Raw genomic sequence first — 19519 nt, forward strand, 5'->3', positions numbered from 1 at the left:
CATGCTGATGCACGCCAAGCGTTTCGGGAGCCCGCGACTCCTGCCTGAATTCTTCCCTGGCCCGTACCGGAAGGCGACTTCAGCAGGAAACCGGCGGGGAGAAAGCTACCAATTCGGGAGCGGGTCCAAAGACCTTGCCGGGATTCAGCAAGTTCCGCGGGTCGAATACCGCCTTTATCTGTCGCTGCAGTTCCAGCTGTTCAGCGCCGAGCTCATCGCCCAGCCAGCGCCGTTTAAGGATCCCGATGCCATGCTCTCCGGAGAGTGTGCCTCCCAGGCTGAGCGCATAGTTGAACAGTTCGCCTGCCGCGGCCCACACCGCTTCGGGTACAGTATCGCCGCTGAACACGAAGCTGGGATGCAGGTTCCCGTCTCCCGCATGACAGGTAGTGGGAATCATGACCTGGTACTTGGTTTCCAGCTCTGCGACCTTGCCGAAGACAGCGGTCATCGCGTCCCGCGGAACCGCAACGTCCTCGACCAACATCGTTCCCATCGCTTCAAGCGAGGGGAAGCCCTGCCGGCGGACATCCACGTACCGTTCAGCTTCTTCCGGGTCAGTGGTGATTTCGGCGCGGCCGCCTTCCTCACGGATGATGGCCTCCATCGCCGCGGCCTCAGCCTCGGCCGCCGGGCCGTCACACTGGATGAGGAAGTAAGAGTTTCCGCGCGATATCAGGTCCACCCCGGTATAGCGGCTCACACATTCGAGCGTGCGGGTATCCAGCAGCTCCATCATCGCAGGCTGGAGGCCCGCAGCCGTGATCCGCGCCGCGGCCGCGGCGCCTTGGTCCACGGAGTCGAAGAAGGCCGCAATGGTCGCGACGGTCCCGGCGACGGCGGGACGCAGTTTGAGCGTGGCCTCCACGATAACGCCCAACGTACCCTCCGAACCGATCATTAGGGCGCACAGGTCGTAGCCGGTGACGCCCTTGACCGTTCGGTGCCCCACGGAGATCAGCCGCCCATCGGCCAGAACCACTTTCAGCGCCAGCACGGCTTCACGCGTCACGCCGTACTTGGCACAAAGCAGCCCGCCGGCATTCATGGCGATGTTCCCACCCACTGTGGAGATATCCTTGCTGGCAGGATCGGGCGGCCACCAGAGTCCCTGCTTTGCCAGCTCCCGGTTCAAGTCTCCGTTAAGGATGCCGGGTTCGACGACAGCCAACTGGTTGGACGTTGATACCTCAAGTATCCGCGTCATGAGAGCGGTGGAGAGAACGATTTCACCGGCACCGGCAATACCGCCGCCAGCCAGTCCGGTTCCGGCGCCGCGGGTAACCACAGGCGTATCGTGTTGGTGAGCAATCCGGCACACCGCCTGTACGTCCTCAACGGAACGGGCCTGGACCAGCGCCAGCGGGCTCCCGTCCGCAACATGCCCGGAACGGTCCGTGCGACATGCCTCCAGCAGCCCCGGATCGGTCTGCACCCGCCCGGGGAGGGCGGCCGCAAGTTGTTGAACGACGTCCATTGGTTCCCTTCACCGGTCCGGTCCCCCGCGGGGCCGGCTCTGTTGTCAGTACGCTCTGTCTGATTCGCTGGCCAGCAGAACCCAGCTGGCAGGTTATCCGGCCGGCGGCTGTAAGATGCCGGGGCCGGCCTCGCGCAGCTCATCGACGCTGGTCACGCCCAGTAGCTGAAGTGTCCGGCGGAACTGGCTCATGAGCAGTCCTGCAACATGTTCGACGCCTTCTTGGCCACCGGCCACGAGTCCCCATAGATACGGACGGCCCACGAAACAGGCGTCAGCACCGAGCGCGATGGCCGTTGCGATGTCCGAACCGTGGCGCACGCCGGAATCCAGCAAGATTGCGAAATCGTCGCCTACCGCAGCTCGGACCGGCCGGACGAGGGCGACGGGGGCGACTGAACGGTCGAGCTGCCTGCCGCCGTGATTGGACAGGTGAACGCCGTCGATGCCCAAAGCCTGGGCCCGTTTAGCGTCCACGTCCCCTATCGGCCCCTTGATGACGAGCTTGCCCGGCCAGGCTTCCCGCAGCCGCTCCAGGTCTTGCCAGGTCACGGCTGGGTCAAACTGGTCGCTGATGTTTTCAATGGTGTAGCCTCCGCCTGCGCCGTCCGAGACGTTGGCGAATTCCAGCACCGGGCTGGCCAGCATGCCCGCCCAGTAGCTCGGTTTCCGGCCGATGTCCAGGATGCTGCCCAGCGTCAAGGCCGGCGGAATCGTCAGACCGTTGCGAACGTCGCGTACCCGGTTGCCCGAAACGGCTGTGTCCACCGCGACTTCCAGAACGCGGTATCCGCTCTGTTTTGCGCGCTGGACCAAGTCCATGGTCAGGGCCCGGTCCTTCCAGACGTAGAGCTGGAACCACAAGTCCTCAGTGTTAACCCCGGGGCTGGAGGCCAGGTTCTCAAGGGAAGTGCTGGCCATCGTGGAAAGCGCATACGGGATGCCTGCGGCGCCGGCGGCGCGCGCGACTGACGGCTCCCCAAGCGGATTGATCATCTTGGTATAGCCGGTCGGAGCAAAGCCGAGCGGCGCAGCCGTCTTCCGGCCCAGAACCGTGGCGGAGATGTCCGGCGAGCTGACATCCGATAGCACCCTTGGCACATACCGGTACCGGCCAAAGGACTCCACGTTGTCCCGCAGCGACTGTTCCTCATCCGCGCCGCCGTCGACGTAGTCAAAGATCGACCGCGGCAAGCGCCGCCTCGCGGCCACGCGCACATCATTTACGGTCAGGCAACGGCTGAGCCTGCGGCTGGTACGCGTTCCGGATGGTAGTTTCAGCGAAACTAGCTGCGCGGCTTCCGATATTTTCATCCCGGCGCCCCGGCGCCGCTTTGTTGGCGCCAACAATGGCTCCTAGCCTCAGTGAGGTTCATGCTTTGCCCTTTCTCGAATTCCCAAAGTTCATCTGCTGGTCCGCTTGCCCAGTTGCGCCGTCGAACGCTCGGCAGCCAGGACAACCTGCGCGGACACCGCGCCCAGCTCCAGCGGGGATCCAAGCAGGTAACTGACCCCGATGGCGCCGGGCGGACCTGAGGGGTTGAACACTGGCGCGGCAACGCAGCGCACTCCGGCCGCCGTATCGCCGTCGTCCAAACTGAAGCCCTGTTTGCGCACCTTCGCCAACTCCTCGGCAAGCCCGTCGAGGAATTGGCTGCCCACGCCGCGGTCCGACGGCAGGTGGCTCGCGAGCTCGCCTTCGGGCAGCCAGGCCAGCGAAGCTTTTCCGACGGCGGTGAGGTGCGCCGGCAGCCGGGCGCCTACTGAGCTGGCGAGCTTGATGCCCAATCCCGGTGGGTCTTCCTTGACGAGGTACACGGCATCAGTGGCGTCCAGGATCGCATAGTGCGAGGTGACGCCTAGGCCGTGCGTGAGCTCCACGAGCTGAGGCGTCACGATGTCAAGGGCGCTAACGGACCGCAGATGCGCCGCGCCAATTTCGAAGGCCTTCAATCCGATGGAATAGGACGCGTGTTCGCCAACCACCAGGAACTCCCTGCTGACCAGCGCCCGCAGGATCGTATGCGCGGTGCTCTTCGGGATGCCCAACTGCTCCGCGATCGGTGTCAGGGCCATCGGCCTGTCCGCCTTGGACAATAGTTCCAGGATTTCCAACGCGCGCAGAACCGAGGTGCTCATCGTGCTTCTTCCAGTCCTTTCATCACAGGACCGCACTCAGGAACGCCTTGGTGCGTTCCTCTTTCGGGTTGGCCAGAACCTCACGCGGATCGCCTTGCTCCACTACGCGGCCCTTGTCGATGAACACTATTCCGTCCCCGACCTCGCGGGCAAAGCCCATCTCGTGGGTAACGACCACCATAGTCATTCCCGACCTGGCCAAGTCCTTCATGACGTCAAGCACCTCACCCACCAGCTCGGGGTCCAGCGCGGAAGTCGGCTCGTCAAATAGCATCAGTTGTGGTTCCATGGCCAGGGCACGGGCGATGGCGACGCGCTGCTTTTGGCCGCCGGACAGCGCATGCGGATACACCTTGGCATGGTTCCCGAGGCCCACCCGCTCCAGCAGGACCAGGGCCTTGCCTGTGGCCTCCTTCTTGCTCATTCCCTTGACCTGCACCGGACCCTCGATGACGTTTTCTAGGGCGGTCATGTGACCGAATAGGTTGAAATGCTGGAATACCATGCCGATGTTGGCGCGTTCCGAACAAACGTCCTTGTCCCGCATTTCGTAGAGTTTGTCTCCCTTTTGCCGGTATCCCACCAGGGAGCCGTTGACGGACAGCCGGCCACCGTCGATTTTCTCCAGATGGTTGATGCACCGCAGAAAGGTGGACTTTCCGGAACCGGATGGGCCAATGATGCACAGCACCTCGCCCCGCGTCACCTCCAGGTCAATTCCCTTGAGGATCTGCAGGTCGCCGAACGACTTCGTCACCTGCTCCGCCTTGACCATGATGTTGTTGCTCATGCGGTCCTCCTCAATGCCAGATTCTGCCTGAGTTTGTGCCAAAAGCTGGTCCTGGATCCCGGGATGCCCCGGTTGAGACGTTCCTCCAGCAACTGCTGGAGGATGCTGAACACCGTGGTCAACGCGATGTACCAGATGGCTACCGTGAAGAGCAGCTCGATCACCTTGAAATTAGCGGTGTAGATCTTATTGGCCGAGTGCAGCAGCTCGCTGTAAGAGATGGTGTACGCCAAGGACGTGAACTTGAGGCAGGCGATGAACTCATTGCCAAGGGGCGGAATGATCACTCTCAGTGCCTGCGGCAGGACGATCCGGCGCATGGTCTTGGCCCGCGACATCCCAATCGCCGAGGCGGCCTCCCGCTGGCCGTGGTCCACAGAGAGGATCCCGCCGCGGACAATTTCGGAGATGTAGGCTCCTTCGTTGATTCCCAGGCCGAGGAGCGCCGCGACGAACGGCGTCATCAGCGTGTTCATGGGAACGGAAAACAGCCCCGGGATGGTGAAGGTCTCGAAGATGATGGAAAGGTTGAACCATATGAGCAACTGCACCAGCAGCGGTGTGCCGCGGAACAACCAGACATAGCCCCCGCCGACGGAACGCAAAACCGGATTCGGAGACTGCCGCATGACCGCGGTCAGCACGCCCAGCACCAGGCCCAGTGCCATGGACAGCAGCAGAAGCACCAGCGTATTGCGCACGCCTTCGAGGATTCCGGCGGCGGTCAGGTACTTGACGACGACGCCGTAATCTATGTCCGCGGCGAGAAACGCCCGACCAACCAGCGCCAGCAGTACCAAGATCAGCCCCGCCATCACCCATCTCCCCGGATGACGCAGCGGAACAACGGTGAGTTGCTTCACTGAGACGGGCGCGGACGCCGCACCGGGCCCCGCCTCTACCTTGTTATCGATCATCACCACGTGCTCCTGTCTTCTGGCTCGGTAGCCTGCGCTGACGGCTTCACTAGCTGGGGTTCACACCCGAGCTGACAGGGTTGACAGTGGCTTCTTCGATCCCAATGCTGGCCAGATTCCACTTTTCGAGCACCGCCGTGTAGGAGCCGTCGTCGATGATTGCTTGCCATGCCTCGGCCAGGGCGTCGCGCAGCTCGCTGTCCTTCTTACTGAAGACCATTCCGAAAAATCGTTTCTCGACCTGCAATCCCTCCACGACCTCAAGTTCCCCTTCGGACTGAGCGGCGAAGTACGCCGCAGTGGGATAGTTCTCCAGCATGGCAGCTGCCTTGCCCTGTTTCACCGCAAGCTGTTCGGCCGCGTTGCCGTCGAAGGTGAGGACCTCGATGGCCTTGTTGCCCGCGTCGACGCAGACCTTCGATTGGGCCTCCAGATATTGCTGCTGCACACCTCCGCGTACGGCCGCGATTGGCTTTCCGCACAGGTCTTCAACCTCGGTGATGCCTGCGGGATTGCCTGTCTGCACGACGAATCCCTGTGAGGACTGGAGGTAGGAAACGAGGTCGAAGGCCTCTTCTCGTTCCGCGGTGTCATTCACAGCGCCGAAAATGACGTCATATCGCTTGGTGGTCAAAGCCGGAAGCAGCGTGTCGAAGCTGGCATTGTTCCACGTGAAGGTGACACCAAGCTGCTTTTCCAGCGCTTGGGACAGCTCGACTTCGAAGCCGGCCAACTTATCGCCTTCCTCGTAGTACTCGAACGGCGGGTAATCGATGGAGGAACCGATCTGGATGGTCCCCGCCTGCTGGACGTCATCGGGCAGCTGCTCGAAAAGCGGAGCAGTGTTTGCGGTGCCTGCGGCGTTGCCGGCGGCGGCGGCGTCTTTGCCGCTGTCCGAAGACGATCCGCATCCGCTGAGCAGGAGTCCGGTCAGGATCGGCACGGCGAGTAGAACGGCAGCTTGGTGGTAATTGCGTGGCGCGATGGAAGTCATTCGGGTCCTCCCGAGTAAGTGGCGAGTGGAACGCGGAAAGTTCGTATATCTGAACGCCATTCGGCATTAGGGAAATACTAGGAGTGTGCCAGGTCACTGTCAACGCTTAATTTCTTTTCCTAGCGGGTCGCTCGCAACCATTGACATCCCTCAAAGCCGTCATTAGCGTGTCCGCATATAAAGACCCTGGTCACATATAGAGAAATCTAGTGCACCACACCAGACCTGGCGGGAAATTTTTTGATTCGGCGGACGATTCTCCGTCGCCACACAAGTCCTCATAGCTGGAAGGCCCGCATGATGCCCATTACTGAACGACCATGGCTCGACCGAATTCAGGCCTACCGGCCGGGCCAGCACGCCACGAGCCCCGAAGGTTCGATGGCCTCCAACGAATCGCCGTTGGGAGCCAGTCCTGCCGTTGCAGCGGCCATCGCCAGGACCGCAGCCAGGGTCCACCGCTATCCGGATTCGCTGGCGGACGAGCTCAGGGCCGAACTGGCCGGCCTGCACGGCGTAGACCCGGACCAGATCCTGGTTGGCAACGGCTCGGATGAGCTGATCTTCCTCCTGGCGTCGGCATACCTAGCCCACGGAGGGCACGCGGTCTGCGCCGATCCGGCCTACCAGATTGATCGCATCAGCACCTACACCGTGAACGCGCGGCTCACACAGGTACCGCTGCGCCACTGGGCGCACGACCTTGAGTCCATGGCAGATGTCGACGCAGATATCGCCTATGTCGTGAACCCGCACAACCCCACGGGCACCGTCCGCTCACTGGCGGATATTCGCCAGTTTGTGGCCCGGAGCCCGGCCCGACTGGTGGTCGTGGACGAGGCCTACATCGATTTCGCGGAGAACCCCGCCGAACAGAGCGCCTTGCCGCTGGTTGATGGCGGCAGGGTGGCAGTGCTGCGCACCTTCTCCAAAATCCACGGTCTCGCCGGACTGCGGGTCGGTTATCTGGTGGCCCACCGCAGCATCATCGCTACTCTGCAGAAAATCCGCGCTCCATTCTCCGTGGGATCGCTGGGCCAGGCCGCCGCCCTGGCCGCCCTGCGGGACACGAGGCACAAGCACGCTGTCCGTGACCACACCCTGCGCCTGCGTACCGAACTGGTCGGGATCTTGGAGCAGGCCGGCTACACAACCGTTGCGTCGCAGGCCAATTTCGTGCTCGTCGAGGCCCCGGATGAGGAGGAGCTTGTGGCCCGTCTGTTCGACCACGGAGTGTCCGTCCGACCCGGAACTGCGCTGGGAGTTCCCGGGACCGTTCGCATCAGTGTGCCCTCCACGCGAGGGCTGGAATTGCTCAAGCATGCTCTTGACGTCGAAGAAACCAATACTTTGTCGACCGCCGCCGCCAGCGGCCTTGCCTAAAGGAGAATCCATGTTCATTCGAAATGCCTGGTACGTCATCGCCCTGTCCGAGGAAGTCACGCGCGAACCGATGAAACGCACCGTCCTCGGTGAAGACGTGGTGCTTTATCGCAAGCTCGACGGCAGCATCGCCGCCTTGGATGACCGTTGCGCCCATCGCGCTTACCCGTTGTCGGAGGGCCGGTTGATCGGCGACAACATCCAGTGCGGATATCACGGATTCGAATTCAACTGTTCGGGAGTTTGCGTCAAAGTGCCCGCGCAGGAGCGCATCCCTGAGCGCGCTCTCGTGCAGGCGTTTCCGGTGGTCGAATCTCACCGCTGGGTGTGGATCTGGATGGGAGATCCGGACAAGGCGGGAAGCACGCCCGTGCCGGACACGCACTGGATGACTGATCCAGATTGGGACCGTGTCACCCATATGCTGCTCTTCCGCAGCAGCGCAGACCTGATCCACGACAACCTGCTGGATCTGACGCATGAAAGCTTCCTGCACCAGTCCACGGTCGGGGACGAGGCGGTTTATGAGAACGGAATTACCGTCGAAGTCGATGGAAATGTCGTCAGCGTTGACCGCTGGATGCCGCGGTGCCACCCATCCCCGCTGTTCGAAAAGGCGACCGGGATGACGTTGGTCGACCGCTGGCATACCACTGAATTCCAGCTGCCAAGCCTGCACGTCATTCACGCAGGTGTGGTGGAGCCGGGAGGCACGCGCGAGGAGGGGCACCTGCTCGAGGTCCTCAATGCCATCACCCCCGAAACTGAGAGCACAGCTTGGTACTTCTACGCCTTCTGCCGCAACTTCGCGGTCGGCGACGAGGGCATCAACGCGCTGCTCAAGGAGAGCCTCGGGGACGTCTTGCGCGAAGACGAGGACGCCTTGGCTCTGCAGCAGAAGAAGATGGAGCGGCGCCCGGCCCATCTGCCGGATGTGCTGATTGCCCAGGACGCCGGTGTGGCCAAGGCCCGCCGGCTGATGTCCCGCATGTTAGCCGCCGAGGCCAAGGAACTGGCGAACAGCGGGCAACTGGCATGAGGCTGCTGTTAAGGTCAAATTCGCACCGCGACGTCGACGACGGCTGCCTCGAGATTGCCGCCTCCCCGGACACACCCCGGCGTGAGCTGTGGCAATGGGACCTCCGGCTGCTCCCGGCGGATCGTCCGGAGGCCGACAAATCGCACCCTGTTCGGCGGGTCAGTGCGAAGCTGCCGCGCGGCGATGGATCCGTCTCACGGCTGGAAGTGTGCGCCGATCCGGCAGCTGCCACGCCGTCGATCGAGGTGCTCCAGGTAGACGACCTACACGGGATCGACCGCGGGCCGCAGGAGGTAGTGGCTGTCATCGTGGGCCGCGGTCTGGCGCTCGCCGAGGGCCGCCACCGGCTCGGCGAGCTGGACGTAATGATCCTGGAGGGTGATGATCCGTTCGTCTTGTCACTCGAACCGCACGATGGCGCGGCCGCCTCCGTGGCCGTCGTGCGGCTGGAGGGCGTCGGCGCCATAGGCTGGGTTCCTTAGGGTTTCCTGGTCTGTTTGGCCCGCGACGGGCACGCCGATCGTCACCTATAAGATCTGAACGAGTTCTTCACCTTATGGGGGCAGGCCCCGGGCGCTTTCTGTTCGTTGCGCCCGGTGGCCTGCGTCAGTTGCGCAGCAGGCCGCCGAGGGCGCTGTCCGTGAAGTGTTCGAGCAGGTCCTGCGGGTCCCGGTACACCTCTGCCGCACCGGCGTGGAGCAGTGTCGCAGCGGGGGTCCCGCCGCATTCGAGGCCGATGCACGGAATCCCGAGGTCTCCGGCCGCCTGGACATCCCACACGGCATCGCCCACGAAAACGGTGTCTGCGGGCTGCAGGCCCGCCGCGTCCAGGGCCGCCTGCAGGATGTCCGACGCCGGTTTGCTGTTCTCCGCGTCCGCGGAGCTGGTGGCGGCGGTGATGGACCCGTCGGCGTCGATCACGCGGCGCAGCACTTCCAGCTCCGTTCCCTCGGCGGATGAGGCCAGCACGACGGCCAATCCCTCCTCGGCGGACCGGCGCACCAGCTCGCGGGCACCGTCGAAGCGGCGCAGGGCCGGCCAAAAGGTGGAGAAGACGGTTCCATGGGCGGCCTTGAGGTCCTCGTCCCGGGACTGGTCGCGGTCCTCGTCGAGCAGCTGCGCGATAAGCCTGCCGCCGCCCATTCCCACGCAACGGTGGATGGCCGCCATCGGGACGTCGAGACCCGCCTGCCGGAAGGCCTGCCACCAGGCCAGCACGTGCAGGTAGTTCGAATCCACCAGCGTCCCGTCCACGTCAAACAGCACGCCCTTCATAAACACTCCTCCCGACGACGGCGATGGTTCTTTCGGCACCGGCCCGGACACGGCACCAATGTGTGCAGTCTAGCCGCTCGGGTCGGCGGGCCTGCCGTGGCCCGCCGCGGCTTCCGCCCCGGGGTCCCGCACCCCTGCGTCGGCGGGCGCGCGGGTTGCGGCGGCCCCGCCGGGCCCCCTTACCCCCGCGTCGGGATCGGCGGCGGCTCCGGCCATGAGGTGCCGGGGGCCTGACCGCTCCCCCGCCGCCACCGGACCACGGATGCCGGTGGCCTTGACCACCAGCACCGCGATCAACGTGGTGATCGGGATGGCCAGGACCAGGCCGATGGATCCGACCAGGGTGCGCACAATCTCCTCGGCCAGTTCCCCGCTGGTCAACGTGGCGAACAGCGGCCGGTCGTGCAGCGACACCAGGATCAGTACCGGAAGGGACGCGCCGGCGTAGGCGAAGGCAATGGTGTAGACGGTGGAGGCGATGTGGTCCCGCCCCACGCGCATGGCCCCGGTGAACAGGCGCCTGGCAGAGGCACCGGGAGCCAGTTCGTACATTTCCCACACCGCCGACGACTGGGTGATGGTGACGTCGTTGAGCACGCCCAGTCCGGAGATGATTAACCCGCACATGATCAGCCCGGAGACGGAGAGGCTGCCGCCCAGGTTGATCAGCTGGTAGGTGTAGTCGTCGTCCACGCCGGTCAGGTAGGCGGCGTCGGTGGCCCAGGCCGCCAGCAGGGCGGTCACGCCCAGGCCGAACAGGGTGCCCAGCAACGCGGTGGACGTGCGGGCGGAGAAGCCGTGGGCGAAGTAGAGCACCCCGACCATGATGACCACCGAGCCGATGAGCGCCAGCAGCAGCGGCGGCTTGCCTTCCATGAGGCCCGGCAGGATGAACTGCGCCAGGACCAGGAAACCGCCCACCAGCCCCAGCATGGCGCGGAAGCCGCGCCAGCGGGCGACGGCCACCACGACCAGGGCGTAGAGCACGGCCAGCAGCACCATGGGGACGCTGCGCACGAAGTCCACGAAGACGTAGGCCCCCTCCTGCCCGCCCATGACGCCGGAGAGATTCAGGTAGCGGATGGTGTCGCCGGCCTCGACGCCGCGCGAGGCCGCGATCTCCGGCGTGATCTCCACGGGCAGCGGCGAGCCGCCGGCGTCGGGCTGGGTGTAGGCGACCAGGCACTCCTGTGCTTCCATGCCGGCGTCCACCGCCGCCTGCGAGGTGGGGCAGTCTTCCAGCTCCACCCTCTGCACGGTGCCGACGTCGAAGGTCACCCCGGGCGCCGCGGCATAGGGGTCGGGGACCTCGGCTCCGGCTCCGTCCCCGGAGGGCCAGAGCAGGATCATGCCCACCAGGGTCAGGACGGTGACCGGCAGCAGGATGGCCGCCAGGAGCACGTTGGCCCGCCGCCGCGCGGCGAGTGCGGCGGCGCCGGGCGTGGAAGTCCCATGGCTGTGGCTGTGCCCCATCCGTCAGTCGCTGACGATGGAGGTTTCCGGACCCAGCTGGCGCGCGAGACCGGAGTCCAGCAGCGGCTGCAGCACGGCCAGCACAGCGGTCATCGAGTCGTCCACCTCCAGCTGCACCGGGTACTGCGCCACCAGCATGGCCAGCAGCGCCCGCACCGCGGCCTCGGCGTCCTCGGCCGGCAGCGCGGTGTCGTATCCCAGCAGCACGTCCGCCGGGGCGTCCGTGCGCTCGTGCGTGTAGCTGACGGCGAAAGCCTGGATGGTGCCGCCGTCGGACTTGGGGGCGCTGCGCAGCACCACCGCGCCGCCGGCCCCCGCGCTCTCGCTGAGCAGCATCTGCTGGGCGCGTCCCACGGTCATGTCCGCCCGGTCCCACACGTGCACCGAGTTGTAGAAGTCGGCCACGGCCCGGGTCAGTTCCACCGACCCGGTGGCCGCCTCCTCCAGTTGCGGACCGGTTTCCCCGAGGTCGGGCAGCGGCAGCGCGCCGGGCGAGACCAGCACCACGCGCGAGCTCTGGATCTGGGTCAGGCCGGCGGCCCGGGCGAAGGCGGCGCCGGAGGTGTCCGGCTCCACCTTCGCCCGCAGCTTCCGCACGCCCGAGGGCGCGTGCTCGGCCTCGGCGCGAAGCCGTGACAGCAGGTCACGGGCGACCCCGGCGCCGCGGTGGTCGCGGGCAACCTCGACGTACACCCACAGCCGGTCCGGATGCAGGCTGGTCTCGTACACGGTGCCGGCGGCAACGGCTATCCCCTGGTCTTCGGCAACGATGCACCGCGACCACGGCTGGTCGGCGGACGGGCGGAGCATGGCACGGAAGTGACCGGCCTGGCCGGTTTCCGGGTCGCCCCAGACCTCCAGCAGGGCCAGGTCATCGTCCTCGCGCCAGTCACGGTAGGTCAGCTGGGCCATGGTTCTCCTTTAGGGGTGGGCTGCCCTGATCGGGCGGCCGGACGGTTGCCGCAGCGGCTGCGGACGCGCGGTCCGCGGCCGGTTCAGGCGCCGATCAGGCGGGCTGCCAGATATGCTTCGACCTTGTCCAGGGAGACCCGTTCCTGAGCCATCGAGTCACGTTCACGGATGGTCACCGCCTGGTCCTCGAGCGTGTCGAAGTCCACCGTGATGCAGAACGGCGTGCCGATCTCGTCCTGCCGGCGGTAGCGGCGGCCGATGGCACCGGCGTCGTCGAAGTCGATGTTCCAGTTCTTGCGCAGCGCCTCCCCCAGCTCCTTGGCCTTGGGCGAGAGGTCCTCGTTGCGGGACAGCGGCAGCACGGCGGCCTTGACCGGGGCCAACCGCGGGTCCAGCCGCAGCACCGTGCGCTTGTCCACGCCGCCCTTGGCGTTCGGTGCCTCGTCCTCGGTATACGCGTCCACCAAAAAGGCCATGAAGGACCTCGTGAGCCCGGCGGCCGGCTCGATCACGTACGGGGTGTAGCGCTCGTTGGTGGCCTGGTTGAAGTAGCTCAGGTCGGTGCCGGAGTGCTTGGAGTGGGTGGACAGGTCAAAGTCCGTCCGGTTGGCGATGCCTTCCAGCTCGCCCCATTCCGAGCCCTGGAAGCCGAAGCGGTATTCGACGTCGGTGGTGCCCTTGGAGTAATGGCTCAGCTTGTCCAGCGGGTGCTCGAAGAGGCGGAGGTTGTCGCGTTTGATGCCCAGGTCCACGTACCACTGCAGCCGGGCGTCGATCCAGTACCGGTGCCACTCTTCGTCCGTCCCGGGCTCCACGAAGAATTCCATTTCCATCTGCTCGAACTCGCGGGTGCGGAAGATGAAGTTGCCCGGGGTGATCTCGTTGCGGAAGCTCTTGCCGATCTGGCCGATGCCGAACGGCGGCTTCTTCCGCGAGGTGGTCAGGACATTGTTGAAGTTCACGAAGATGCCCTGCGCGGTCTCCGGGCGCAGGTAGTGCATGCCTTCTTCCTGGGCGACCGGGCCCAGGAAGGTCTTCAACAGGCCGGAGAATTCCTGGGGTTCGGTCCACTCGCCCTTGGTGCCGCAGTTGACGCAGGCGATGTCCTTCAGCCCGTTTTCCGGGGCGCGGCCCTTTTTCTCCTCGTACTCTTCTTCGAGGTGGTCGGCGCGGTAGCGCTTGTGGCAGTTCAGGCACTCCACCAGCGGGTCGGAAAAGACGTCCACGTGGCCGGACGCTTCCCAGACCTGGCGCGGCAGGATGACCGACGAATCCAGTCCGACCACGTCGTCGCGGCCGCGGACCATCGTCTGCCACCACTGGCGCTTGATGTTTTCCTTCAGCTCGACGCCGAGCGGCCCGTAATCCCATGCGGAGCGGGATCCACCGTAAATTTCACCAGCCTGGAACACGAAGCCGCGGCGCTTGGCCAGCGAAATAATCGAATCGAGGGCTGATTTGGCTGCTGCCATGAGGTGGTTCTCCGTATCTCTCCAGGGCCGCTGGGTGCGGTCCGAGGGTTGTCATGGCACAGATCCGCCCGGCTGCTGCAGGCACGGATCGGCGCATAGCGAAGCTACAACGTTAGCCTACCGAAAACGGGAACCCGAACCCGAACCGCGCGGATGCATCGACAGGCATCAGGCATGATGGTTCCATGGCTTCCGACGATATCCATGACGTGCCGATCCGCGACGAGATGATCCGGCTCGGCCAGCTGCTGAAGCTGGCCAACCTCGCCGACGACGGGATCCAGGCCAAGGAGTTCGTCGAGAACGGACTCGTCCAGGTCAACGGTGACATCGAAACGCGCCGCGGCCGGCAATTGCACGCCGGCGATACGGTCAGCTGCAACGGCCAAACGGTGCGGGTCAGCCGCGGCTGACCCGCACGCAGCCGTTTGCTACTTCCCCTGCAGCACCTTGTAGGTCAGGAACTCCTTCACATGCGCCAGTTCCTGGGCGTTGATTCCGTGGCCGATGCCGGGGTAGAGGACCTTGGTCAGGTCCACATGCTCGTTCGTCCAGGCGTGGGTGAACTCGATCTTGTCCGGGGTGATGACCTGGTCCGCCTGGTCCCGGCCCCAGAAGAGCGGGGGCCTGATCGCCTTGACCGCATCGTCGCGGAAGAAATCGTTGCCCCCGGCGGGCACGGCGAAGCCGGACAGGCCGACCACCGCGGCGATTTCCTCCGGGCGGTGCCGCAGCACCGAGGTGGCCACCGCCATGCCCATGGAAAAACCCAGCACCGAAACGCTGCTGTGCTGGTCCTTAACTCCGTCCAGCCAGGACACCACGTCGCTGACGGCCTTCGTGACCTTGCCCACGGAAAAGTCCGGCTCGTGCATCAGGGGGAACCAGGTGAAGCCGGGTCCCATCGCCACCGGCGCGCGCACCGCCGCCACGGTGAATTCCTCCGGCAGTCCGGGCACCAGGCCCATCAGGTCCTGCTCGTGGGATCCGTAGCCGTGGAAGAGCACCAGCAGGGGCGTCCCCGCCCGCTCCTGTTCGGGTTTGGACCAGGCAACGACGGGCTGATAAGCAGTTTCAGTCATGGGTTCCATGATGGCACAAAGAGCCCATTGCTTGAAAGTTAAAGCTTCTAAGGTGTCGGATCTCCCAGGGCCCGGGCACCCGAGCCGGTGCCCGGGAGGGTGCCGCCCGCGGGCTGGCCGGCCCCGCCGCTCCGTTCGACGGGCGCCGTCAGCTCGGCGACGAACCGCTTGCTTCGACGTGCGCCGTCAGCTCGGCGACGAACCGTTCCGGATACTCCACGTGCGGCGAATGTCCGCAGTTGTCGAGCAGCACCTCGGTGAAGCGCCCGCCGTTGGCCTCATACTTTTCCAGCACCGCCCGGGTCTGCGCGACCATCGGCTGCGGCGGGGCCGCCTCCTCCCCCGGCCAGCCGGGCACCAGACCGGCCTTGCCGAGGCAGTTCAGGTCGAAGAAGGAAGCATCGGAGACAATTGCGTCGCTGTCGCCGTGGATCCAGAGGATGTCCGGCTTGTCCGCCAGGTCAACAATGCCGCTGGCGTCGAAGACCCCCGGCGCCATCGTGTTCAGCACCCCCCTGCGTCCGGGAGCGAAGCCGGGCCAGTTCGGCGAGGGGACGGAATCGCCCGGATAGTTGTCGGGGCCGGTCTTGGTGCTGAGCATCGATTCAACCCAGATGTGTTCGTAGGGCGACTGGAACCCGGCGTGCACATAGGTCGAGCGGTACACCGACAGCGGCGAGGCAGGCGCGTCGCCGCTGGTGTCCCTGGCTTCCAACCGCGCCACGAAGTCGGGGTTGGCGCCCCCGCCGCCGGTGCCGGCGTCGTCCGCGGTGAGCCTGCGCCCCTCCGGTCCAGCCGTCCCGCCGAAGCCGTACGGCGAGACCGGAGCCTGAAGCGTGAGGCTACGGACCGGATGCTCCAGCGCGTATTGCATCACCACGCCACCGCCCATGCTCCACCCCACCAGGTGCGCGGGCGCCAGTTGCAGGGTTTCCAGCGTGGCATGAAGATCGTCCGAAAAGTCACGCAGCCCGCGGCCGGCGTCCACCGGCGCCGGGTCCGTCGGGCCGAAACCCCGCAGGTCCACGGCGAGCACGCGGTAGTCGGCCGGCAGCGCCTGCATCGCCTCCTGCCAGAACAGCGCGGAGGAAACATTCCCATGCACCAGGACCACCGGCGTGCCGTCGGGCCGGTCGCCGTCGCGCTCGAGGATGTTCACCGTCAGCCGCTCCGTCGGCACACGCCGCGCCACGATTCCCGCCAGCAATTCCATCCCTGCTCCTCGAGGTCGAGGCGGCCGCCGTTGGCCGCGTCAAGCACACAGTAGTCGGTAAACCGAGCGCTGACCATCACTTTCTGAAAGGTGATTCAGCTATTGGTTCCCACCGCCTGTGCATCCCCGCGCCTTCTTGGGAGAATGTACTTGTGAGTAACTTGTCCCTTTCCGAAACACAAGCGCCCATCGCCGCGGCCCGCCATCCCTGGAGCCGTTACGTTGCCCTGGGTGACTCGTTCACCGAAGGCATCGGCGACCCGGACCCCGGGAGCCCGGGCGGACACCGCGGATGGGCCGACCGCGTGGCCGAGGAACTCGCCCGCGGCCACCATGACTTCGCCTACGCGAACCTCGCGATCCGCGGCCGCCTGCTGCAGCAAATCATCGATGAACAGGTCGAACCGGCCCTGGCCCTGCAGCCGGACCTCATTTCGATCTGCGCGGGCGGCAATGATGTGATCCGGCCGGGCGGCGACCCGGACGCCCTGGCCGAGAAGTTCGACCGCGCCGTCACCCGGCTGGCAGCGTCGCAAGCCACCATCGTCCTGTTTACCGCGCCCGACATCGGCGATACGCCCGTCATCGGCAGTGTCCGCGGCAAGGCGGCCATCTACAACGAGAACCTGCGCACGGTGGCGGCACGCCATAACGCCGTCGTGGCCGACATGTGGGCGCTGCGCCAGCTGAAGGCACCGCAGATGTGGGCACCTGACAGGCTGCATTTCTCCCCGCTGGGGCACCACACCATCGCGGCCATGGTGCTGGACGCCCTCAACGTGGAGCATTCGCTGCAGCCCGAGACGCCCAAACCGTTGCCACCCAAGAACTGGCGCACCGCCCGCACCGAGGACCTGGTATGGGCCCGCCAGCACCTGGTCCCGTGGGTCCTGCGCCGGGTCCGCCACCAGTCCTCGGGCGACGGGATCCTGCCCAAGCGGCCGGCCGCCGACCCCTTCTTCGGTCCGGGCATGCCTCCCGGCGCGGCCGGGTAACAGGAGCAGCCGGTGCAGCAGCCGAGTCCCCAGGAGATCCGCCGTCACCGGCTGCGGGCACAGCGGCTGTGGGACAGCCCCCGGGACGACGCCGCCGCCGCCCTGCGCTGGCTGCTCGCCTTCCAGTCCCAGGAATATGCCTATGCCCGCTGGTCGCTGGCCCAGCGCTGCGGCGGACCGGCACGGGACAACGCTGCGGAGGTGGATGCGGCGATCGCCGGCGGACGCATCCTGCGCACGCATGTCCTGCGGCCCACCTGGCACTTTGTGGCGGCTGGGGACCTACGCTGGCTGATGCTGCTCTCCGGCCCCCGCCTCAAGGCAGGGAACAAGGGCCGGGACCGGCAGCTGGGACTGGATGAGGCAACGGTGGCGCGCAGCAATGACGTGCTGGCCGCGGCCGTCGCCGGAGGCCGGCACCTCACCAGGGACGAGCTCGCCGCCCGGCTCGCCCAGGCGGCGCTGCTGAAGGACGACGGCGCGAGGCTGAACGGAGCGACGCTGCGCGGGCAGCGGCTGGGGCACCTGGTGTTCCATGCGGAAATGGATCGGGTGCTGGTGAACGGGCCTCCGCGGACGGCCAGGTCGGGCGCCGTGCAGCAAACGTATGCGGCCTTCGACGAGCGGGTACCGCCGCTGGCCGCGGACTTCGACCGCGACGCGGCGCTGGCCCAACTGACCGGGCGGTACTTCACCAGCCGCGGACCGGCGACCTTGAAGGACTGTTCCGACTGGTCCAAACTGCCTCAGGCGGACGTCAAGCGCGGCCTCGAAGCCGGGGGCCGAGACGGACTGGAACTGTTCGAAACCGAGGGGCAACAGCTCTGGTACTCCCCCGCCGCCGGGACGATCGGCGGCGCCGCAGCCGCGGCGGGCGACGGACACCCGCGGGCGGACCTGATCCAGTGTTACGACGAATACGTCATGGGTTACACCAAAACCCGCGGCTATCTGGGCGGCAGCGCGCCGGCGGCGCCGGGCGGCGACGTGCCGATCCACGTGCTGCTGTTGGACGGACGGATGGCCGGCAACTGGAGACACGTCCTCCGGCCCGGCTCCGCCGAGCTGCGGCTCAAGCCGCTGCGGTTCTTCACCGAGCCGGAGCGGCAGGCCGTGGACGACGCGGTGGAACGGTACGCGGCCTTCCTGCGGCGGCCGGTATCGCTCGAACTGACCTGACGCTCCGCTCCCCCCGATCGGGCGCGGCGGTGGCAATCGGCGCGGAGGGCGCGCACCGACGTCGTACCGAGGCCGCTGTCACGCGGGCCGAAAAGTCAGGCGGGCGCGAAGAACGCCTCGGTGAGGGCCTCGTGCAGCTGGTGGATGTCGGTGAGGAAACCGTCGTGGCCCAGCGGCGTCTCGATGGTGTGGACCTTGACCGCCCCGGGCAGCGCCTCGGCCAGCTGCCGCGACTGTTCCGGGAAGTACAGGCGGTCGGAATCCACCGCGGCGACGAAGAACTGCGTGTCGGTGAGGCCGCCCAGCGACTGCTCCAGCGAGCCCCGGCCCCGGGCAACGTCGTGGCTGATGAGGGCCTCGGTGAGCAGTATGTAGCTGTTGGCGTCGAAGCGCGCGACGAGCTTGTCCGCCTGGTAGTCGAGGTAGCTTTCCACGGCATAGCGGCCACGGGCGGACGGCGTAATGCCGCCGAACGGCTGCTCCTCCGCCTGCGCCTTGCGGCCGAACCTGTACTCCAGCTCCGGCTCCGAGCGGTAGTTGATGTGCGCGATCCGCCGGGCGATACCCAGTCCAGCCTCGGGAGCGGGGCCCCCGTAATAGTCGCCGCCGGAGAAGTACGGGTCCAGCCGGATGGCCGCGACCTGCGCCTGCGCGAAGGCAATCTGTTCGGCGGTGCTCGCGGCGCCGCACGCCAGGACGGCGCACCGGGCCGTGCGCTCCGGGAACGTAGCCGCCCATTCAAGCGCGCGGGCGCCACCCATCGACCCGCCGAGCACCGTGTGCCAGCGCCGGATCCCCAGCGCGTCGGCCAGCCGCGCCTCGGCCCGGACCGAATCGCGGATCGTGACGAACGGGAAGCGTGAACCCCACGGCGTCCCGTCCGGAGCCGGCGACGAGGGACCGGTGGAGCCGTAGCAGCCGCCAATCATGTTGGCGGCCACGACGAAATAGCGCTCCGTGTCGATCGTGGCACCGGGGCCCACCAGATCGTCCCACCAACCGTCCTCGTCCGAGCAGCCGCGTGCGACGTGCGTGCTGCCGGTCAGGGCATGCTGAATCAGGACGGCGTTGGACGCGTCCGCATTCAAGGTGCCCCAGGTTTCAAAGCCGAGGACCACCTCGGGCAGATAGCCGCCGGCTTCCAACTCCAGCGCACCAACCGGCATCCGGCGCAGGATG

At 66.1% G+C, this 19519-nt stretch carries 19 protein-coding genes; 6 read left to right on the forward strand and 13 right to left on the reverse strand.

Going from position 1 to position 19519, the window contains the following annotated elements:
* Positions 1 to 79 precede the first annotated feature (79 nt).
* The 6 genes from AC5RWG_RS13665 to AC5RWG_RS13690 all read right to left on the reverse strand — a co-directional run bounded on the left by AC5RWG_RS13665 (position 80) and on the right by AC5RWG_RS13690 (position 6317).
* Complete coding sequence (locus AC5RWG_RS13665; RefSeq protein ID WP_494167152.1) at positions 80 to 1477, reverse strand: FAD-binding oxidoreductase; 1398 nt, start codon at positions 1475 to 1477, stop codon at positions 80 to 82.
* A 93-nt stretch (positions 1478 to 1570) separates the two neighbouring features.
* A complete protein-coding gene (locus tag AC5RWG_RS13670; RefSeq protein ID WP_494167153.1) occupies positions 1571 to 2689 on the reverse strand; it encodes an alpha-hydroxy acid oxidase in 1119 nt (372 codons plus the stop codon).
* A gap of 192 nt (positions 2690 to 2881) precedes the next feature.
* Positions 2882 to 3616: an IclR family transcriptional regulator gene (locus AC5RWG_RS13675; RefSeq protein WP_494167154.1), complete on the reverse strand. Its 735-nt coding sequence runs from the start codon at positions 3614 to 3616 to the stop codon at positions 2882 to 2884.
* Positions 3617 to 3638: 22 nt separating this feature from the next.
* Entirely contained in the window at positions 3639 to 4406 is a 768-nt protein-coding gene (locus AC5RWG_RS13680; RefSeq protein WP_494167155.1) for an amino acid ABC transporter ATP-binding protein, read from the reverse strand.
* Positions 4403 to 5323, reverse strand: a complete 921-nt coding sequence (locus tag AC5RWG_RS13685; RefSeq protein ID WP_494167406.1) for an amino acid ABC transporter permease — start codon at positions 5321 to 5323, stop codon at positions 4403 to 4405. The genes AC5RWG_RS13680 and AC5RWG_RS13685 overlap by 4 nt, the downstream gene beginning before the upstream one ends.
* Positions 5324 to 5372: 49 nt before the next feature.
* The gene (locus AC5RWG_RS13690) at positions 5373 to 6317 is read right to left on the reverse strand and encodes an ABC transporter substrate-binding protein (protein ID WP_494167156.1); all 945 of its coding nucleotides are present in this window, start codon (positions 6315 to 6317) and stop codon (positions 5373 to 5375) included.
* A 297-nt stretch (positions 6318 to 6614) separates the two neighbouring features.
* Here AC5RWG_RS13690 and AC5RWG_RS13695 point away from each other — a divergent pair, with 297 nt between their 5' ends.
* Genes AC5RWG_RS13695 through AC5RWG_RS13705 form a run of 3 tightly spaced genes read left to right on the forward strand, consistent with a single transcriptional unit; the run spans position 6615 to position 9221 of the window.
* Positions 6615 to 7700, forward strand: a complete 1086-nt coding sequence (locus AC5RWG_RS13695; RefSeq protein WP_494167157.1) for a pyridoxal phosphate-dependent aminotransferase — start codon at positions 6615 to 6617, stop codon at positions 7698 to 7700.
* A 10-nt stretch (positions 7701 to 7710) separates the two neighbouring features.
* A complete protein-coding gene (locus AC5RWG_RS13700) occupies positions 7711 to 8739 on the forward strand; it encodes an aromatic ring-hydroxylating dioxygenase subunit alpha (protein WP_494167158.1) in 1029 nt (342 codons plus the stop codon).
* Positions 8736 to 9221, forward strand: coding sequence for a hypothetical protein (locus AC5RWG_RS13705; protein WP_494167159.1), 486 nt, complete (start codon positions 8736 to 8738; stop codon positions 9219 to 9221). Before AC5RWG_RS13700 ends, AC5RWG_RS13705 begins: the two co-directional genes overlap by 4 nt.
* A 124-nt stretch (positions 9222 to 9345) precedes the next feature.
* Here the strand turns inward: AC5RWG_RS13705 and AC5RWG_RS13710 are convergent, their stop codons facing one another.
* The 4 genes from AC5RWG_RS13710 to AC5RWG_RS13725 form a co-directional block, all read right to left on the reverse strand.
* The gene (locus tag AC5RWG_RS13710) at positions 9346 to 10014 is read right to left on the reverse strand and encodes an HAD family hydrolase (protein WP_494167160.1); all 669 of its coding nucleotides are present in this window, start codon (positions 10012 to 10014) and stop codon (positions 9346 to 9348) included.
* Between the two features lie 69 nt (positions 10015 to 10083).
* The gene (locus AC5RWG_RS13715) at positions 10084 to 11487 is read right to left on the reverse strand and encodes a YibE/F family protein (protein ID WP_494167161.1); all 1404 of its coding nucleotides are present in this window, start codon (positions 11485 to 11487) and stop codon (positions 10084 to 10086) included.
* A 3-nt stretch (positions 11488 to 11490) separates the two neighbouring features.
* A complete protein-coding gene (locus AC5RWG_RS13720; protein ID WP_494002480.1) occupies positions 11491 to 12399 on the reverse strand; it encodes a GNAT family N-acetyltransferase in 909 nt (302 codons plus the stop codon).
* Between the two features lie 83 nt (positions 12400 to 12482).
* On the reverse strand, positions 12483 to 13871 hold the full coding sequence (locus AC5RWG_RS13725) for a glycine--tRNA ligase (protein ID WP_494014230.1): 1389 nt from the start codon (positions 13869 to 13871) through the stop codon (positions 12483 to 12485).
* A gap of 185 nt (positions 13872 to 14056) precedes the next feature.
* Here AC5RWG_RS13725 and AC5RWG_RS13730 point away from each other — a divergent pair, with 185 nt between their 5' ends.
* Complete coding sequence (locus AC5RWG_RS13730) at positions 14057 to 14284, forward strand: RNA-binding S4 domain-containing protein (RefSeq protein ID WP_494002482.1); 228 nt, start codon at positions 14057 to 14059, stop codon at positions 14282 to 14284.
* 18 nt (positions 14285 to 14302) lie between these two features.
* Here AC5RWG_RS13730 and AC5RWG_RS13735 read toward each other — a convergent pair whose 3' ends face one another.
* A complete protein-coding gene (locus AC5RWG_RS13735) occupies positions 14303 to 14953 on the reverse strand; it encodes an alpha/beta hydrolase (RefSeq protein WP_494167162.1) in 651 nt (216 codons plus the stop codon).
* 148 nt (positions 14954 to 15101) lie between these two features.
* The gene (locus AC5RWG_RS13740; RefSeq protein WP_494167163.1) at positions 15102 to 16166 is read right to left on the reverse strand and encodes an alpha/beta fold hydrolase; all 1065 of its coding nucleotides are present in this window, start codon (positions 16164 to 16166) and stop codon (positions 15102 to 15104) included.
* A 152-nt stretch (positions 16167 to 16318) separates the two neighbouring features.
* Here AC5RWG_RS13740 and AC5RWG_RS13745 point away from each other — a divergent pair, with 152 nt between their 5' ends.
* The gene (locus AC5RWG_RS13745) at positions 16319 to 17161 is read left to right on the forward strand and encodes an SGNH/GDSL hydrolase family protein (RefSeq protein ID WP_494139635.1); all 843 of its coding nucleotides are present in this window, start codon (positions 16319 to 16321) and stop codon (positions 17159 to 17161) included.
* Positions 17162 to 17173: 12 nt separating this feature from the next.
* Complete coding sequence (locus AC5RWG_RS13750) at positions 17174 to 18340, forward strand: winged helix DNA-binding domain-containing protein (RefSeq protein WP_494139636.1); 1167 nt, start codon at positions 17174 to 17176, stop codon at positions 18338 to 18340.
* Positions 18341 to 18435: 95 nt separating this feature from the next.
* Here the strand turns inward: AC5RWG_RS13750 and metX are convergent, their stop codons facing one another.
* Entirely contained in the window at positions 18436 to 19506 is a 1071-nt protein-coding gene (gene metX / locus AC5RWG_RS13755; RefSeq protein WP_494139719.1) for a homoserine O-acetyltransferase MetX, read from the reverse strand.
* Positions 19507 to 19519: the final 13 nt, after the last annotated feature.

The sequence above is a fragment of the Arthrobacter sp. Y3221160 genome (genome assembly GCF_059092585.1).

Bases quoted from the DNA above. Each gene is read 5' to 3' on its own strand.
- AC5RWG_RS13665 (WP_494167152.1), bottom strand. From the start codon at position 1,477: ATGGACGTCGTTCAACAACTTGCGGCCGCCCTCCCCGGGCGGGTGCAG.
- AC5RWG_RS13675 (WP_494167154.1), bottom strand. From the start codon at position 3,616: ATGAGCACCTCGGTTCTGCGCGCGTTGGAAATCCTGGAACTATTGTCC.
- AC5RWG_RS13680 (WP_494167155.1), bottom strand. From the start codon at position 4,406: ATGAGCAACAACATCATGGTCAAGGCGGAGCAGGTGACGAAGTCGTTC.
- AC5RWG_RS13685 (WP_494167406.1), bottom strand. From the start codon at position 5,323: ATGATCGATAACAAGGTAGAGGCGGGGCCCGGTGCGGCGTCCGCGCCC.
- AC5RWG_RS13690 (WP_494167156.1), bottom strand. From the start codon at position 6,317: ATGACTTCCATCGCGCCACGCAATTACCACCAAGCTGCCGTTCTACTC.
- AC5RWG_RS13695 (WP_494167157.1), top strand. From the start codon at position 6,615: ATGATGCCCATTACTGAACGACCATGGCTCGACCGAATTCAGGCCTAC.
- AC5RWG_RS13700 (WP_494167158.1), top strand. From the start codon at position 7,711: ATGTTCATTCGAAATGCCTGGTACGTCATCGCCCTGTCCGAGGAAGTC.
- AC5RWG_RS13705 (WP_494167159.1), top strand. From the start codon at position 8,736: ATGAGGCTGCTGTTAAGGTCAAATTCGCACCGCGACGTCGACGACGGC.
- AC5RWG_RS13710 (WP_494167160.1), bottom strand. From the start codon at position 10,014: ATGAAGGGCGTGCTGTTTGACGTGGACGGGACGCTGGTGGATTCGAAC.
- AC5RWG_RS13715 (WP_494167161.1), bottom strand. From the start codon at position 11,487: ATGGGGCACAGCCACAGCCATGGGACTTCCACGCCCGGCGCCGCCGCA.
- AC5RWG_RS13720 (WP_494002480.1), bottom strand. From the start codon at position 12,399: ATGGCCCAGCTGACCTACCGTGACTGGCGCGAGGACGATGACCTGGCC.
- AC5RWG_RS13725 (WP_494014230.1), bottom strand. From the start codon at position 13,871: ATGGCAGCAGCCAAATCAGCCCTCGATTCGATTATTTCGCTGGCCAAG.
- AC5RWG_RS13730 (WP_494002482.1), top strand. From the start codon at position 14,057: ATGGCTTCCGACGATATCCATGACGTGCCGATCCGCGACGAGATGATC.
- AC5RWG_RS13735 (WP_494167162.1), bottom strand. From the start codon at position 14,953: ATGACTGAAACTGCTTATCAGCCCGTCGTTGCCTGGTCCAAACCCGAA.
- AC5RWG_RS13740 (WP_494167163.1), bottom strand. From the start codon at position 16,166: ATGGAATTGCTGGCGGGAATCGTGGCGCGGCGTGTGCCGACGGAGCGG.
- metX (WP_494139719.1), bottom strand. From the start codon at position 19,506: ATGCCGGTTGGTGCGCTGGAGTTGGAAGCCGGCGGCTATCTGCCCGAG.